Here is a 16,540-nt window from a genome sequence, read left to right as displayed (position 1 = left end):
CCGATGCGGAATTTACTTCGGTAAATGAGCATCTCCGGCTGTTTCGTTGCAGTAGCACCAGCGCAATCGAGTGAACAGTTCTCCTGAGGAGAGACATTGTGAGTGAGTTAATTCGTGTACCCGACATCGGCAGCGGTGACGGTGAAGTCATTGAGCTGTTCGTCAAGGTTGGCGACCGCATCGAAGCCGACCAGAGCCTGCTGACCCTGGAGTCGGACAAGGCGAGTATGGAAATCCCTGCGCCAAAGGCCGGTGTCGTCAAAGCCCTGAAAGTGAAGCTGGGCGATCGCCTGAAAGAAGGCGACGAACTGCTGGAGCTGGAAGTGGAAGGCGGTGCGGCTACAGCTGCCCCGGCTCCGGCCGCTGAAGCAGCAACTGCTGCCCCTGCACCTGCTGCTGAAAAGCCTGCTGAAGCCGCTCCGGCGCCAGCCGCTGCTCCAGCCCCGGCTGCCGCTGCATCGGTTCAAGATATCCACGTGCCTGACATCGGCTCGTCAGGCAAGGCTCGCATCATCGAGCTGATGGTCAAGGTGGGCGACAGCATCGAAGCTGATCAATCTCTGATCACTCTGGAATCCGACAAAGCCTCGATGGAGATTCCGTCTCCAGCCGCTGGCGTGGTCGAAAGCATCAGCGTCAAGGTCGAAGACGAAGTCGGCACTGGCGATCTGATCCTGAAACTGAAAGTCGCAGGCGCTGCTCCGGCGGCTGCACCGGCTCAAGCGGCGGCTCCTGCTCCGGCCAAGGCTGAAGCGCCTGCTGCTGCACCGGCTGCCGCCCCTGCACCAAAAGCTGAAGCCGCACCGGCTCCGGTTGCCGCACCTGCTGCCAGCGGTGCAAAAGTCCACGCTGGCCCGGCTGTTCGCCAACTGGCTCGCGAGTTCGGCGTCGAGCTGAGTGCTGTGACTGCAACCGGCCCACACGGTCGCGTGCTGAAGGAAGACGTGCAGGCGTACGTCAAATCCATCATGACCAAAGCCAAGGATGCACCGGCTGCTGCTGGCGCGACCGGCGGCATGGGTATCCCACCGATTCCGGAAGTCGATTTCAGCCGTTTCGGCGAAATCGAAGAAGTGCCGATGACTCGCCTGATGCAACTGGGCGCCACCGGTCTGCACCGCAGCTGGCTGAACATCCCGCACGTCACTCAGTTCGACCAGGCCGACATCACCGACCTGGAAGCTTTCCGCGTTGCGCAGAAAGCCGTTGCCGAAAAAGCCGGCGTGAAACTGACCGTTCTGCCACTGCTGCTCAAGTCCATTGCGCACCTGCTCAAGGAACTGCCGGACTTCAACAGCTCGCTGGCACCCAGCGGCAAAGCGGTCATCCGCAAGAAGTACTTCCACATCGGCTTCGCCGTGGATACTCCGGACGGCCTGCTGGTTCCTGTGATCAAGAACGTCGATCAGAAGAGCCTGCTGCAACTGGCTGCCGAAGCCGCCGAGCTGGCTGAAAAAGCACGCTCCAAAAAGCTGTCGGCCAACGACATGCAAGGCGCCTGCTTCACCATTTCCAGCCTGGGTCACATTGGCGGCACTGGCTTCACGCCGATCGTCAACGCGCCGGAAGTCGCGATCCTGGGTGTGTCGAAGGCCACCATGCAACCAGTCTGGGACGGCAAAGCCTTCCAGCCACGCCTGATGCTGCCATTGTCGCTGTCCTACGATCACCGCGTGATCAACGGCGCCGCCGCTGCACGCTTCACCAAGCGTCTGGGCGACCTGCTGGCGGACATCCGCACCATCCTGCTGTAAGCCGTACAAGGCCCGTTTCCTTCGAGACGGGCCTTCGCTGTTTGCGAGCTGCCACGCTCGTACCTCAACCCCGCTCATGCAGCGGGGCTTTTTTTGCCCGGATATTTTGTATTGGCGCCGCACCATCTGTAGCAGTCCCGCTTACCGGCGGTTGCGCCCGAAAGATCACTGCCGCTGGCAAGCCGGATTGCTACAGAGAATTGCGTTCTCATTGCGCTGAGTCGACGGAGTTGCGCCTTCAGGCCTCTCGAATAACAACCAGTTACCCGCCCTTTCCGACAAATCCGACCAACAACCTTCAGTTAATGCCCGATTTGCCGACAGATTTATAGCACTAAGCCATCGCGCTCACTTGTCAGCCCGTTCGCCATGATGCAACCTTGCGACACGCGATTTAACGTTGGGCTTCCTACCCACGCGCGACCGTACTCTTAAAGCGAGTTCCTTCATGAAAAGCCAACCTGATGCTGCCGCCCGATCGGCAGCCGAGGTCGTGACTCAGTTGCCGGTGCCCTCGCGGCTCGGCATGCTGCGTTTCGAGCGGCTGAATGAAGCCAGTTGGGCGATGCTGTACCTGGACCCCAACTGCGAAAAGCAGTTCGACATGCCCGCCATCGAGCTGTGCGCCCTGATCGGCGCGCCCTATGCCAGCCTGATGGAGCCTGATGCGCGCTACCAGTTGCATGACTCAGTGCAAATGCAGCTCAGCAATCACTCGCATTACATCATTCGCTACACCCTGCACACGACGCGCGGCCCCTTGGGCCTGATGGAGATCGGTGAAGGCTATCGACAGCACAATCGCGAGCTGTTACGCGGCTACCTGATCGTGGTCGATGGCGTCTTCGACCCCAGCGAGCTGGCGTTCACCCCCGATCTGGAAGTCCAGAACTCACGTTTGCAAATCGCACTGGAACTCAACCAGCGCGCGCAACACGAACAATTGCAGCATCTGGAGCGGGTCCGCGCTCAGCAAAGCCTGATTCTGCGGCTGACCCGCCATCGCTACCGCTCCAACGATTCGCTGCTCGAAGCCGCAGAGCTGATTACCAAAAGCGCCTGTGAAATCTACGACATCGACCGCGCGGCCATCTGGAACCTCAACGGCCAGGTGCTGGAACCCATTGCCGAATACCGTCGCGATATCGATGAGTACCTCAAAGGTGCGCCCATCGATATCAGTCGCTACCCCAGCTATCTGGAAGCCCTGCACAACAGCCGCGCCATCGACGCCCACGACGTGCAGCTCGACCCCCGCACTCGCGAGCTGGCCGAAAGCCTGGGGCCACGGGATATCAACGCCATTCTCGATGCCAGTATTCGCATCGATGGCCATGTAGTCGGCGTCCTGTGCCTAGAACAGACAGGCAGCGCCCGCGAGTGGCAGTCGGACGAAATCGCCTTTGCCGGGGAGTTGGCCGACCAGTTCGCGCAGGCCATCAACAATCACAACCGACGCACCGCCACCAACGCCCTGCACCTGTTTCAGCGGGCGGTAGAGCAAAGTGCCAATGCGTTTCTGCTGGTCAATTGCGATGGAGTGGTCGAGTACGTCAACCCAAGCTTTACCGAGATCACGCAGTACACCGCCGAAGAAGTGCACGGGCACCGCCTGTCGGAATTACCGGCGCTGGAAAACCTCAACTCGCTGCTGCTCGATGCCAATTCCAGCCTCGCCAGCAGCAACAGTTGGCAGGGTGAATTCAAAAGCCGCCGTAAGAATCTGGAACCGTACTGGGGCCAGTTGTCGATTTCCAAGGTGTATGGCGACAACCGCGAGTTGACCCATTACATCGGTATCTACGAAGACATCACGCAGGCCAAGCTCTCTCAACAGCGGATCGAGCGCCTGGCGTACACCGATAACCTGACCAACCTGGGCAACCGCCCGGCGTTCATTCGTACCCTTGATGAACACTTTGCTCGGGACATCGAAACGCCGATCAGCCTGTTGCTGGTGGACATCGACAACTTCAAGCGCATCAACGACAGCCTCGGTCACCAGACCGGTGACAAATTGTTGATCAGCCTGGCCCGTCGGCTGCGCAACAGCCTGAGCCCGAGCGGGATTCTGGCGCGCTTTGCCAGTAACGAATTCGCCGTCCTGCTGGATGACACAGGCCTGGAAGACGGCCAGCGCATTGCGCACCAGGTGCTGACGACCCTCGACAAGCCCATGTTCGTCGATAATCAGTTGATCAGCGTGACGGGGTCCGTGGGCCTGGCCTGTGCACCGTTGCATGGCCGCGATCCGCAAACACTGATGAAGAACGCAGGCCTGGCGCTGCACAAGGCCAAAGCCAACGGCAAACATCAGGTACAGGTGTTCACCGAAGCACTGAACGCCGAGGCCAGCTACAAGCTGTTCGTCGAGAACAACCTGCGTCGCGCGCTGACTCAGAACGAGCTGGAAGTCTTCTACCAGCCCAAGCTGTGCCTGCGCACCGGGCGCCTGCTGGGGATGGAGGCGCTGCTGCGTTGGAATCATCCGGAAAAGGGCATGATACGCCCGGATCAGTTCATCAGCGTGGCCGAAGAAACTGGCCTGATCATCCCGATCGGCAAATGGGTCGCGCGTCAGTCCTGCCGCATGAGCAAGCAACTCAGCGCTGCGGGTTACGGCAAGCTGCATGTGGCGATCAACGTGTCGCCCAAACAGTTCTCGGACCCGGATCTGGTCAGCTCACTGGCCAGTATTCTGCGCGAAGAACAGCTCGACCCCTCGTTGCTGGAACTGGAACTGACCGAAGGCTTGCTGCTGGAAGCGACCGAAGACACCCGCCTGCAACTGGAATCCTTGAAAACCCTGGGCCTGACCTTGGCCATGGATGACTTCGGGACCGGTTATTCGTCGTTCAGCTATCTGAAAAAATTCCCCATCGACGTGATCAAGATCGACCGCAGCTTCATCCGCGACATCCCGGATGATCAGGACGATATGGAAATCACTTCGGCGGTCATCGCCATGGCCCACAACCTCAAGCTGACGGTGGTCGCAGAAGGCATCGAGACCGCCGAACAACTGGCGTTCCTGCGTCGCCATCGCTGCGATGTAGGTCAGGGCTATCTGTTCGACAAGCCCATCCCCGGCGAAGACCTGATCGGCGCCTTGCGTCGCTACCCCCGCGCCACTCAAGCCTGAACCCTTCCCTGCCCCGCGCGAGTGCGGCAAACTGGCTGCCTTGACCGGAATCAGAACCCTCTGACCCCTTATTCAGCAGAAATCTGTCCAGAGAGGATTGCCCTCATGGCCCTGCGCTCGGAAATTCTTGTGAACAAAAACGAAATGCCTACTGCCCAGCAAGCTTTGCCGGGCCGTGAAACACCGATGGCTCTCCCGGAAACCCACTTCGTCAACGGTCGTCCGTTGCTGGGTCCGTTCTTTGAAGACGTCGAATTCGCCATTTTTGGTCTGGGTTGCTTCTGGGGCGCCGAACGTCGCTTCTGGCAACGGGAAGGCGTTGTCAGCACCGTCGTTGGCTACGCAGGCGGTTTCACCCCCAACCCGACGTACGAAGAAGTCTGCTCGGGCCTGACCGGCCACAGCGAAGTGGTGCTTGTGGTGTACGAGCCTGCGAAGGTCAGCTACGAAGCGCTGCTGGCCATGTTCTGGGAACTGCACAACCCGACTCAGGGCATGCGTCAGGGCAACGACATCGGTACGCAATATCGCTCGGTGATTTACGCCACTACGCCCGATCAACTGGACGCCGCAAAGAAAAGCGCCGAGGTGTATCAGGCCGAGTTGACCAAGGCGGGCTTGGGAGCCATCACCACCGAGATTGACCAGGCGCCGACCGTGTACTTCGCAGAAGCGTATCACCAGCAATACCTGGCGAAGAATCCGCAGGGCTATTGCGGGATTGGCGGGACGGGCGTGTGCATGCCGCCGAGCTTGAATCACGCATAACACGCCCTCAAGACTGACCGCGGCCATGTGGGAGCCGGCTTGCTCGCGAAAGTGCTGCGTCATTTACCGTTGTGGTGTCTGATGTTCCGCATTCGCCAGCAAGCCGGCTCCCACAGGTATCACGCGCGTCAGGCAACCTGTCACGCCTCAGCAATCAACCAATCCAGCCGCCAGTCGCCCTTGGTCTGCCCCAGCTTCTCGGCCAGCCACGGCAGCAACTCACGCAATTCCTCTTCCAGCCCCCATGGCGGGTTGGCAATCGCCAGGCCTGAGCCGTTCAGGCTGTTGGGTGTGTCCAGCGGATGCACCAGCAACTCGACGCGCAGCAACTTCGGCGCACCGGTTTCAGCCAGTTCCTGATAGAAGCGCTTGAGCGCGCGCTGGTCCTTGATCGGGTACCAAATGGCCGCCACGGTCTGACGCATGCGGCCGATGGTTTCCTTGAGCGCCACCGAGCAGCGCTTCATCTCGTCCAGTTGCTCGAATGGCGGGTCAATCAACATGACGGCGCGCTTTTCCTGCACCGGCAGCAAGGCTCGCGGCACGTGCCAGCCCTCACCCAGATGCACGGCGACGCGCTTGTCGTATTTCATGTTGTCCTTGAGCAGCACGCCATCTTCAGGGTGCTTCTCGTTGAGCAGCACGCGGTCCTGCTCGCGGGTCACGCGGCGGGCCAGCTCAGGGGAGCCGGGGTAGTAGCGCAGCTCACCGGTCTTGCGATTCATGTGGCGAATCACGTCCATGTAACCGGCCGCCATGGCAGGCACGTCAGCCGCATCCCACAAGCGGCCAATGCCTTCGATCCATTCGCCGGTGCGCGTTGCCTGATCGCCCTGCAGGTCATACAGACCGATGCCTGCGTGGGTATCAAGGTAGGCGAGCGGCTGCTCCTTGCGCGACATCAGCGCGATCAAGCGAGTCAGGACAATATGTTTCAAGACGTCGGCGTGGTTGCCAGCGTGGAAGGCGTGACGGTAGTTCATGGCGGCTCCTGGAAGGCTGCGGAGTTTAACAAAACCGCCGGTATTGCGCAGACCGCTCGTAGGCCAGCCCATCTCGTCGACAAAAACGACAGGCAAAAAAAAGCCCCGGTTAAGCCGTTACAAAACCGGGGTTGAGGCACTGTCCGGGCCAGAAGGTGACCAAACCGAGGCCGGGACAATTTTGAGTGGAGCCATTATGCCGAATTAACTAAACGGTTACATAGCCAAAACCGACACACTGATGTGCATGCCAGACATTGCCGATGACAGGTATTGCCGAGCGTGCAGCGGGCTACCAGAATCGGTTCCACCTCAATAAAAGGAGCGAGCGTCATGATGCATGCAGACCTGATCGACCAGGACGATCTACTCGGTCAACTCAGATCCATCGGCTTTGAAATGCCATCGGGCGCCACGGCCGAGCAAGCGTGCGCGCAAGCGGTCTGCGGCCTGAACGAAGACCGCGCCCGTGCGTTGCGCCAATTGGTAGAGAAGATGCTCAGCGGCAGCGCGACCATCCTGCCAGCGGTGCGTCAGGCGATTGATCAGCAGTTGTTGCCTGCGTTGGCGATGTATAACAAATCGCGCGCTCACTGATCAGGGCCAATATGGCTCCGTACTTGTGGGAGCCGGCTTGCTGGCGAATGCGGAGTATCAGACACCAATGCTGTGAATGACACACCGCTTTCGCCAGCAAGCCGGCTCCCACACCGGATAATTCGTGTCGCCTTTACAACCTCACACTCGCAAATGTCGATTCATTGCGGGCCTGGCTCAGGGCCGAAAGCGGGCCGGACAGCGGAGCGAGCACCATCGCTTGCGGAATCGGCATCATCGCCACTTGCTGGGCGGTGTTGGAACCGACGCGCTCGTCACGAGGTGGAATACCGAAGTATTCGCGGTAGCACTTGGAGAAGTGCGGCGTGGAGACGAAGCCACAGACCGACGCCACTTCGATGATCGACATCGGTGTCTGCTTGAGCAACTGCCGCGCACGGATCAGGCGCAGCTTCAAGTAGTAGCGCGATGGTGAGCAGTGCAGGTATTTCTGGAACAGCCTTTCCAACTGACGCCGCGACACCGACACGTAAACTGCCAGTTCGTCGAGGTCGATTGGTTCTTCAAGGTTAGCCTCCATCAGCGCAACGATTTCCTGCAGTTTTGGCTGGTTGGTGCCAAGCATGTGCTTGAGCGGCACGCGCTGGTGATCCTGTTCGTTGCGAATGCGCTCGTAGACGAACATTTCCGAGATGGCGGCGGACAGTTCACGCCCATGATCGCGGCTGATCAGGTGCAGCATCATGTCCAGCGGGGCGGTGCCGCCAGAGCTGGTGAAGCGGTTACGGTCGAGGGTGAACAGGCGTGTGCTCATGGCCACGCGCGGGAAAGCTTCCTGCATGGCGGCCAGACATTCCCAGTGCACGCTGCAATCGAAGCCATCGAGCAGCCCTGCGCACGCCAACGCCCAACTGCCGGTGCACACGGCACCCAGACGGCGGGACTGACGGGCTTGGCTTTGCAGCCAGCTCACGTGCTCGCGGGTCACCGTACGTTGAATGCCAACGCCGCCGCAGACGATCACGGTGTCCAGCACCGGCGCCTTGTGCATGGCCGCATCAGGGGTAATTTGCAGACCGTCGCTGGCCCAGACCTGGCCGCCGTCGACGCCCAGAGTGGTCCAGCGATACAACTCACGGCCGGACAGTTGGTTGGCCATTCGCAGTGGCTCAACCGCAGATGCGAGAGAGATCAGTGTGAAATTGTCCAACAGCAAAAAGCCGATGGATTGAGGCGCACGGTTCTGGGGTTGAGCCCCGGAGTTGAACGAAGTCATCACGGTATCTCCTCACACGAAAAGCGGTTGATGGCCCCAAGTAGAGGCTCTTGTTGTTTCGCCCTCATCTCTGGAGAGCTTTATCTATTGCAACGCAAATGCCATGCCTAAAGTTGAACGCGCATTCAATAACTCTCGTTTGCGACGTCGCGAAGCGTCTATTCGGGAGCGACAGTACTGTTCCGTTAGCGACCTATCGATTGGGAAGCCGCGGAAACAGCGGGCGGGATGAGCAATTCGGTAGCACTTGTGTGAATTACCGAAAGATCATCGCCGAGGTGAGTGTCACCCCAGGCACGGGTGACGGGCGGTAGGCCTGGTAACGCCTGTGCGGCATGGCGTTGCGCCATGCCCTCACAGTTCACGCGCCAAAAGAAAGCGGCGGGGTTGGCGCGTGATCGAAAAGCGAGCAGAAGCGGTTCAGCGACTGATCGTTCCCACGCTCTGCGTGGTAACGCCGCTCAGGACGCTCCGCGTCCATCGCCGGGTGACGCGGAGCGTCACAGGAGGCATGCCCACGCAGAGCCTGGGCACGATCAGGTTCTGCGTCAGATCGTAACGAGGTGTTCAGCACTCCACCGCGCTAACGGCCAACCCACCGCGCGATGTCTCTTTATATTTGTCGTGCATGTCGGCACCGGTATCACGCATGGTGCGGATCACGCGGTCCAGCGAGATGAAGTGCTCGCCATCGCCGCGCAAGGCCATCTGCGCCGCGTTGATCGCTTTAACAGCAGCAATTGCGTTGCGCTCGATGCACGGCACTTGCACCAGACCGGCCACCGGATCGCACGTCAGGCCCAGGTTGTGCTCCAGGCCGATTTCCGCCGCGTTACACAATTGTGGCGGCGTGGCACCCAGAATGTCGGCCAGTCCGGCAGCCGCCATGGCACAGGCGGAACCCACCTCCCCCTGACAACCCACTTCCGCACCAGAAATCGAAGCATTCTTTTTACAGAGGATGCCGATCGACGCCGCACCGAGGAAGTAATCCACCACGTTGGCTTCGCTGACTTCATCGCTGAATTTGACGAAGTAATGCAGTACCGCCGGGATGATCCCCGCCGCGCCATTGGTGGGGGCCGTGACCATTCGACCGCCCGCTGCGTTTTCTTCGTTGACCGCCAGCGCGAACAGATTGACCCACTCCATGGCGTTGAGGGTCGAGCCAATCACGTTAGGCTTGCCCAGCTCCTGCAAGCTGCGATGCAAACGCGCCGCACGACGACGCACGTTCAACCCGCCCGGCAACACACCTTCTTCTTTAAGGCCGTGCTCGACGCAATCCTGCATCGCCTTCCACAGACGCATCAGACCGGCGCGAATCTCTTCTTCGCTGCGCCAGACCTTTTCGTTTTCCATCATCAGCTCCGACACACGCAGGTTGTGCTTCTTGCACAACCGCAGCAGCTCTTCGGCACTGGAGAAGTCATACGGCAACACGGTGTTGTCGGCATCGAGCACGCCACTGGCCGCTTGCGCCTCGTCCACCACGAAACCACCGCCCACCGAGTAATACGTGTCGCGATGCAACTCGCCGTTCGCGTCGAAGGCGATCAGGCTCATGGCATTGGGGTGGTACGGCAGGTTTTCGTCGAGCAACAGCATGTCGCGTTGCCAGATAAAGGAAACCGGGTGATCGCCATTGAGCTTCAGCGTGTCGGTTTCGCGCAGGTCGGCAATGTGGCGGTTGATCTGCGACGGATCGATTGCGTCCGGCCATTCGCCCATCAGCCCCATGATCACAGCGTTGTCGCTGCCGTGCCCGACACCGGTTGCAGAGAGCGAGCCGTACAGGCGCACCTCAATGCGTTTCACCTGCGCCAGACGGTCGCTTTCACGCAGGCTCTGAACGAACAATGCCGCCGCTCGCATCGGCCCCACGGTGTGGGAACTGGATGGGCCGATACCGATCTTGAACAGGTCGAAAACGCTGATAGCCATTTACCGCAAACCTCCGAAGAACAGGGCTTCCGGCGCGCCCAGCGGCCGGCGACGGAGCTGCTACGCTTCACGCTGCAGTCCACCGAGATAGCGGCATCATCAGCCTTTTATCTCGAAGGGCGGCGTCTCACACCGACTCACTCTTGTCCACAAACGTCGTTCCACGCAGGAGCACATCCCCCGGAAGAAGAGCCACTGTTTTCGACACTTTTTGCCGCAACCACACTCGAAAACCTTCCGGCGAGCGGGGAAAAAATCTGTAAGCGACGTCACTGACACTGGATACGACCCCCTCTGTACTGGTTACGACGCGCCCTGTAGGCGTTTGTTTTTCCCTGTTACATGATCGTTATCGACTCAATCGCCAGACGCAGTGATAGAGCTGTTTTCCCACTTGACTCGCCGACACCAGAAAACGCGTCAGCCCTGACTGATGCCGAGAAGAAAACACCTAAGGAGTCCAACCATGAAAGGTTCACATAAGCTGTTGCTGGGCGTTGCGCTGAGTCTGCCGATGCTGGCACAAGCCGCAGAGCCAGCCGCTTGCCAGATGGTCAATTTCTCCGATGTCGGCTGGACCGACATCACCGCTACCACCGCCGTGACCAGCGTCGTGCTGCAGTCCCTGGGTTACAAAACCAAGACCACCATGATCTCCGTTCCCGTGACCTACAAATCGCTGGCCGACGGCAAGAACATGGACGTTTTCCTCGGCAACTGGATGCCGACCATGGAAAACGACATCAAGGCCTACCGCGATGCCGGAACGGTTGAAACCGTGCGCGCCAACCTTGAGAACGCCAAATACACCCTCGCCGTACCGCAAGCGCTCTACGACAAGGGCCTCCACGACTTCGCCGACATCGTCAAATTCAAGAAAGAGCTGGACGGCAAGATCTACGGCATCGAGCCGGGCAACGACGGCAACCGTCTGATCCAGAGCATGATCGACAAGAACGCCTTCGGCCTGAAAGACGCAGGCTTCAAAGTCGTCGAATCCAGCGAAGCGGGCATGCTGTCCCAGGTCGATCGCGCTTCCAAACGCGGCACCGACGTGGTGTTCCTGGGCTGGGAACCGCACCCGATGAACACCCGCTTCAAGATCAAATACCTGACCGGTGGCGACGACTACTTCGGCCCGAACTTCGGCCAGGCAACCGTCTACACCAACGTGCGCAAGGGGTACACCACCGAGTGCGCCAACGTCGGTCAACTGTTGAAGAACCTGTCGTTCACCTTGCCGATGGAAAGCGGCCTGATGGGCAACATCCTCGACGACAAAATGAAGCCTGAAGCCGCCGCCAAGGCGTGGCTGAAGAAGAACCCGCAAATCCTCGACACCTGGCTGGCGGGTGTCACCACAGTGGACGGTAAACCTGGCCTGGACGCCGCTAAAGCCGAGCTGACTAAGTAACGCGACAGGCAGGCGGGTTCGCCCGCCTGTTGTCCCCTTTTCATCCCGCACGCGGACAATCGATATCATGCTGACTGATCATAAACTCCCCTTAGGCCAGTACATTGCAGGCTTTGTCGAATGGCTGACGCAGCACGGCGCCAGCACCTTCGACGCGATTGCCTCGACACTGGAAGCCATGATCCACGGCCTGACCTCCGGTCTGACCTGGTTCAATCCTTTCGTTCTGATCGGCCTGATTGCTCTGCTCGCCCATTACATTCAGCGCAAGTGGGGCCTGACCGCCTTTGTCGTACTGTCGTTCCTGCTGATCCTGAACCTGGGCTACTGGCAGGAAACCATGGAAACGCTGGCGCAGGTGCTCTTCGCGACCCTGGTGTGCGTCGTGATCGGCGTGCCACTGGGCATCGTCGCCGCACACAAACCCTGGTTCTACACCACCATCCGTCCGGTCCTCGACCTGATGCAAACGGTGCCGACTTTCGTTTACCTGATTCCAACCCTGACCCTCTTCGGGCTGGGTGTGGTGCCGGGTCTGATTTCGACGGTAGTGTTCGCGATTGCCGCGCCTATCCGTCTGACCTATCTGGGCATCTGCGATGTCCCGCAAGAACTGCTCGACGCCGGTAAAGCCTTCGGCTGCTCCCGCCGTCAACTGCTGTCCCGTATCGAACTGCCCCACGCCATGCCAAGCATTGCGGCCGGTATCACCCAGTGCATCATGCTGTCGTTGTCGATGGTGGTGATTGCGGCACTGGTGGGCGCCGACGGCCTGGGCAAACCCGTGGTCAACGCACTGAACACTGCTGATATCGCTCTGGGCTTCGAAGCGGGCCTTGCGATCGTATTGCTGGCGATCATGCTCGACCGTATCTGCAAACAACCCGACGCTAAAGTGAGGGCTGACGCATGAGCATCATCAAATTCGACCAGGTAGACGTCGTCTTCTCCAAAGACCCGCGCGAGGCGCTCAAGCTACTGGATCAGGGCCTTGCGCGGCCAGAAATCCTGAAGAAAACCGGCCAGATCGTCGGTGTCGAGAAAGCCAGTCTGGAAATCAACAAAGGTGAGATCTGCGTATTGATGGGCTTGTCCGGTTCGGGCAAATCCAGTCTGTTGCGCTGCATCAACGGCCTGAACACCGTGAGCCGAGGCTCGCTGTTCGTCGAGCACGAAGGCAAGCAGATCAACATCGCCAACTGCACCCCGGCTGAACTGAAAATGATGCGTACCAAACGCATCGCGATGGTGTTCCAGAAGTTCGCGCTGATGCCGTGGCTGACCGTCCGCGAGAACATCAGTTTCGGTCTGGAAATGCAGGGCCGTCCTGAGAAAGAACGTCGCCAACTGGTGGACGAAAAGCTTGAACTGGTGGGCCTGAGCCAATGGCGCAACAAGAAGCCTGACGAGCTGTCCGGCGGTATGCAGCAACGTGTGGGCCTGGCCCGCGCACTGGCGATGGACGCCGACATTCTGCTGATGGATGAACCGTTCTCGGCACTCGACCCGCTGATCCGCCAGGGCTTGCAGGATGAGTTGCTGGTTCTTCAGAAAAAGCTGCACAAGACCATCGTATTCGTGAGCCACGACCTGGACGAAGCCCTCAAGCTCGGCACCCGGATCGCGATCATGAAAGACGGCAAGATCATTCAGTACAGCGTGCCAGAAGAAATCGTGCTCAACCCGGTGGACGAGTACGTGCGCACTTTCGTGGCCCACACCAACCCGCTGAACGTACTGTGCGGCCGCAGCCTGATGCGCCCGATCAACGATTGCACCCGCATCAACGGCTCCCAAGTGTGCCTCGATCCGGGCGACGATTCGTGGATCGACCTGGCCGATGGCAACACCATCAAAGGCCTGCGCCAGCACGGCACTGCGGTCGATCTGCAAAGCTGGGAACCGGGCCAGGCGGTTGAAAACCTGGGCCGCAAACCCACCGTCGTGCACTCCAACATCGGCATGCGCGAAGCGCTACAGATCCGTTACCACACGGGTAACAAGCTGGTGCTGCAAGAGAACAACCAGCTGGTCGGCATTCTGGGTGACAGCGAGCTGTACCACGCGTTACTGGGCAAGAACCACGGTTAATCGCAGCACACGGATCAACGCGACACCTGCTGATCGTTCCCACGCTCCGCGTGGGAACGCATCCGGGACGCTCTGCGTCCCATGAGGTGACGCGGAGCGTCAAACACGGCATTCCCACGCGGAGCGTGGGAAAGATGATCGAATGTTTAACGGCTCTGGAACGGGGATGTTCGCGGCTTTTTCGCACGCCCATCGGTTTTTGTTGTTTGAACGTTCAATTAAAAAGCAATAGACTGGAGCCCGTTTTTTCAGCCCTTAACGATCACCCGGCGAGCCAAGGAGACCCAACAGATGCCCAAGGTCGGTATGCAACCCATTCGGCGTCAACAGCTGATCCAGGCCACCCTCACAGCGGTGGATCAGGTCGGTATGGGCGACGCCAGCATTGCGTTGATCGCCAAGCTGGCCGGGGTCTCCAACGGCATCATCAGTCACTACTTTCAGGACAAGAACGGCCTGATCGCAGCGACCATGCGCCACCTGATGAACGCGCTGATTATCAACGTCGCCGAGCGCCGCCAGGCCCTGACCGATGACAGCCCGCGGGCGCACCTGAAAGTGATCATCGAGGGCAACTTCGATGCCAGCCAGGTCAACGGCCCGGCGATGAAAACCTGGCTGGCCTTCTGGGCCACCAGCATGCACTCGCCGTCGCTGCACCGGTTACAGCGGATCAACGATCACCGCCTGTATTCGAACCTGTGTTGCCAGTTCCGCCGCGTGTTGTCGCTGGACGACGCACGCACCGCCGCCCGTGGTCTGGCGGCATTGATCGATGGTTTGTGGCTACGCGGCGCGCTTTCGGGCGACGCCTTCGATACCGAACAGGCGCAACAGATCGCTTACGAATACATGGATTTGCAACTGGCAAAAGCGCCGCGCGGCTCGTGACAAGGATGCCCGGCGGCAGAACCGAATCGAGACCGCGTACAGCGTCTCGATCAACGCCCATCACAGACAACTGCGAGGACTCTATGGCCCGTTTCGAACTGCAAAAACTCTACATTGACGGTGGTTACGTCGACGCCAGCAGCGACGCGACTTTCGAAGCCATCAACCCGGCCAACGGCGAAGTCCTCGCCAAGGTCCAGCGCGCCAGCCAGGCGGACGTCGAACGTGCCGTGGTCAGCGCTGAGAAGGGTCAGAAAATCTGGGCTGCGATGACCGCCATGGAGCGTTCGCGCATTCTGCGTCGCGCCGTCGACATCCTGCGCGAACGCAACGACGAACTGGCCGCACTGGAAACCCTGGACACCGGCAAAGCGATCTCCGAAACCAAGTACGTCGACATCGTCACCGGCGCCGACGTGCTGGAGTATTACGCAGGTCTCGTGCCTGCCATCGAAGGCGAGCAGATCCCGCTGCGCGCCTCATCGTTCGTCTACACCCGCCGCGAACCGCTGGGCGTCACCGTCGGTATTGGCGCCTGGAACTACCCGATTCAGATCGCCCTGTGGAAATCCGCGCCAGCACTGGCCGCAGGCAACGCGATGATCTTCAAGCCCAGCGAAGTCACCTCGCTGACCACCCTGAAACTGGCCGAAATCTACACCGAAGCGGGCCTGCCCGATGGCGTGTTCAACGTGTTGACCGGCAGTGGCCGTGAAGTTGGCACCTGGCTGACCGAGCACCCGCGCATCGAGAAAGTCTCGTTCACTGGCGGCACCGACACTGGCAAGAAAGTCATGGCCAGCGCCTCCAGCTCGTCGCTCAAAGAAGTGACCATGGAACTGGGCGGCAAGTCGCCGCTGATCATCTGCGACGACGCCGATCTGGACCGCGCCGCAGACATCGCGATGATGGCCAACTTCTACAGCTCGGGTCAGGTCTGCACCAACGGCACCCGCGTGTTCGTGCCGAGCAGCCTGAAGGCCGCATTCGAAGCGAAGATCGTCGAACGCGTGAAGCGCATCCGCGCTGGCAACCCGCAGGACGACAACACCAACTTCGGCCCGCTGGTCAGCTTCGCCCACATGGAAAGCGTGCTGGGCTACATCACCAAAGGCAAGGAAGAAGGTGCACGCCTGCTGATCGGCGGCGAGCGTCTGACCGACGGCGAATTCGCCAAAGGCGCGTTTGTGGCCCCCACTGTGTTCACCGATTGCACCGACGAGATGACCATCGTCAAAGAGGAAATCTTTGGCCCGGTCATGAGCATCCTCAGCTACGAGACCGAAGAAGAAGTGATCCGCCGCGCCAACGACACCGAGTTCGGCCTGGCTGCCGGCATCGTCACCCGCGACATCACCCGCGCGCACCGCGTGATTCACCAACTGGAAGCAGGCATCTGCTGGATCAACGCCTGGGGCGAATCCGACGCCAAGATGCCGGTCGGCGGCTACAAGCAATCGGGCGTGGGCCGTGAGAACGGCATCAGCTCGCTGGCGCAGTACACCCGCCTGAAATCGGTACAAGTGGAGCTGGGCGATTACACGTCGGTGTTCTGACCTGGAACTCCGGAGCGCCGACTGACGCCATCGCGGATAAATCCGCTCCCACAGAGGAATGCGATCGTACTGAGATCCCCGATCAACCTGTGGAAGCCAGCTTGCTGGCGAAGGCGTCAGGTCAGAGACATCAATGTTGACTGACCCGCCCTGTTCGCCAGCA

At 59.9% G+C, this 16,540-nt stretch carries 12 protein-coding genes; 9 read left to right on the top strand and 3 right to left on the bottom strand.

The window, feature by feature from the left end:
• Positions 1-98: 98 nt before the first annotated feature.
• The 3 genes from aceF to msrA all read left to right on the top strand — a co-directional run bounded on the left by aceF (position 99) and on the right by msrA (position 5,664).
• Positions 99-1,754, top strand: coding sequence for a dihydrolipoyllysine-residue acetyltransferase (gene aceF / locus ACI2KB_RS17295; RefSeq protein WP_404636402.1), 1,656 nt, complete (start codon positions 99-101; stop codon positions 1,752-1,754).
• Positions 1,755-2,202: 448 nt separating this feature from the next.
• Positions 2,203-4,896, top strand: coding sequence for a putative bifunctional diguanylate cyclase/phosphodiesterase (locus ACI2KB_RS17290; protein WP_404636401.1), 2,694 nt, complete (start codon positions 2,203-2,205; stop codon positions 4,894-4,896).
• Positions 4,897-5,001: 105 nt separating this feature from the next.
• The gene (gene msrA / locus ACI2KB_RS17285; protein WP_404636400.1) at positions 5,002-5,664 is read left to right on the top strand and encodes a peptide-methionine (S)-S-oxide reductase MsrA; all 663 of its coding nucleotides are present in this window, start codon (positions 5,002-5,004) and stop codon (positions 5,662-5,664) included.
• A 140-nt stretch (positions 5,665-5,804) separates the two neighbouring features.
• Here the strand turns inward: msrA and ACI2KB_RS17280 are convergent, their stop codons facing one another.
• Complete coding sequence (locus tag ACI2KB_RS17280) at positions 5,805-6,647, bottom strand: 23S rRNA (adenine(2030)-N(6))-methyltransferase RlmJ (RefSeq protein WP_404636399.1); 843 nt, start codon at positions 6,645-6,647, stop codon at positions 5,805-5,807.
• A 333-nt stretch (positions 6,648-6,980) separates the two neighbouring features.
• Between ACI2KB_RS17280 and ACI2KB_RS17275 the strand changes: the two genes are divergently transcribed.
• On the top strand, positions 6,981-7,244 hold the full coding sequence (locus tag ACI2KB_RS17275) for a hypothetical protein (RefSeq protein WP_404636398.1): 264 nt from the start codon (positions 6,981-6,983) through the stop codon (positions 7,242-7,244).
• A gap of 133 nt (positions 7,245-7,377) precedes the next feature.
• On the opposite strand, the gene ACI2KB_RS17270 is transcribed toward ACI2KB_RS17275, so the two are convergent.
• Positions 7,378-8,481 carry a GlxA family transcriptional regulator gene (locus tag ACI2KB_RS17270; RefSeq protein WP_404636397.1) on the bottom strand — a complete coding sequence of 368 codons (1,104 nt, stop codon included), beginning with the start codon at positions 8,479-8,481 and terminating at the stop codon, positions 7,378-7,380.
• A gap of 567 nt (positions 8,482-9,048) precedes the next feature.
• Positions 9,049-10,425, bottom strand: a complete 1,377-nt coding sequence (locus ACI2KB_RS17265) for an L-serine ammonia-lyase (RefSeq protein ID WP_404636396.1) — start codon at positions 10,423-10,425, stop codon at positions 9,049-9,051.
• Between the two features lie 466 nt (positions 10,426-10,891).
• Here ACI2KB_RS17265 and ACI2KB_RS17260 point away from each other — a divergent pair, with 466 nt between their 5' ends.
• From ACI2KB_RS17260 to betB, 5 genes are all read left to right on the top strand, one after another.
• Positions 10,892-11,839, top strand: coding sequence for a choline ABC transporter substrate-binding protein (locus ACI2KB_RS17260; RefSeq protein WP_404636395.1), 948 nt, complete (start codon positions 10,892-10,894; stop codon positions 11,837-11,839).
• Positions 11,840-11,903: 64 nt separating this feature from the next.
• Positions 11,904-12,752: a choline ABC transporter permease subunit gene (gene choW / locus ACI2KB_RS17255; protein WP_404636555.1), complete on the top strand. Its 849-nt coding sequence runs from the start codon at positions 11,904-11,906 to the stop codon at positions 12,750-12,752.
• Positions 12,749-13,930 carry a choline ABC transporter ATP-binding protein gene (gene choV, locus ACI2KB_RS17250; RefSeq protein WP_404636394.1) on the top strand — a complete coding sequence of 394 codons (1,182 nt, stop codon included), beginning with the start codon at positions 12,749-12,751 and terminating at the stop codon, positions 13,928-13,930. The genes choW and choV overlap by 4 nt, the downstream gene beginning before the upstream one ends.
• 291 nt (positions 13,931-14,221) lie before the next feature.
• Complete coding sequence (gene betI, locus ACI2KB_RS17245; protein ID WP_404636393.1) at positions 14,222-14,821, top strand: transcriptional regulator BetI; 600 nt, start codon at positions 14,222-14,224, stop codon at positions 14,819-14,821.
• Between the two features lie 83 nt (positions 14,822-14,904).
• Positions 14,905-16,377, top strand: a complete 1,473-nt coding sequence (gene betB / locus ACI2KB_RS17240) for a betaine-aldehyde dehydrogenase (protein ID WP_404636392.1) — start codon at positions 14,905-14,907, stop codon at positions 16,375-16,377.
• The last annotated feature ends 163 nt before the right edge of the window (positions 16,378-16,540 follow it).

It is taken from the genome of Pseudomonas sp. NPDC088444, assembly GCF_044900175.1.
GTDB lineage: Bacteria > Pseudomonadota > Gammaproteobacteria > Pseudomonadales > Pseudomonadaceae > Aquipseudomonas.
The sequence above is the reverse complement of the archived record's forward strand: the minus strand, read 5'-3'. Positions and strand labels throughout refer to the sequence as shown.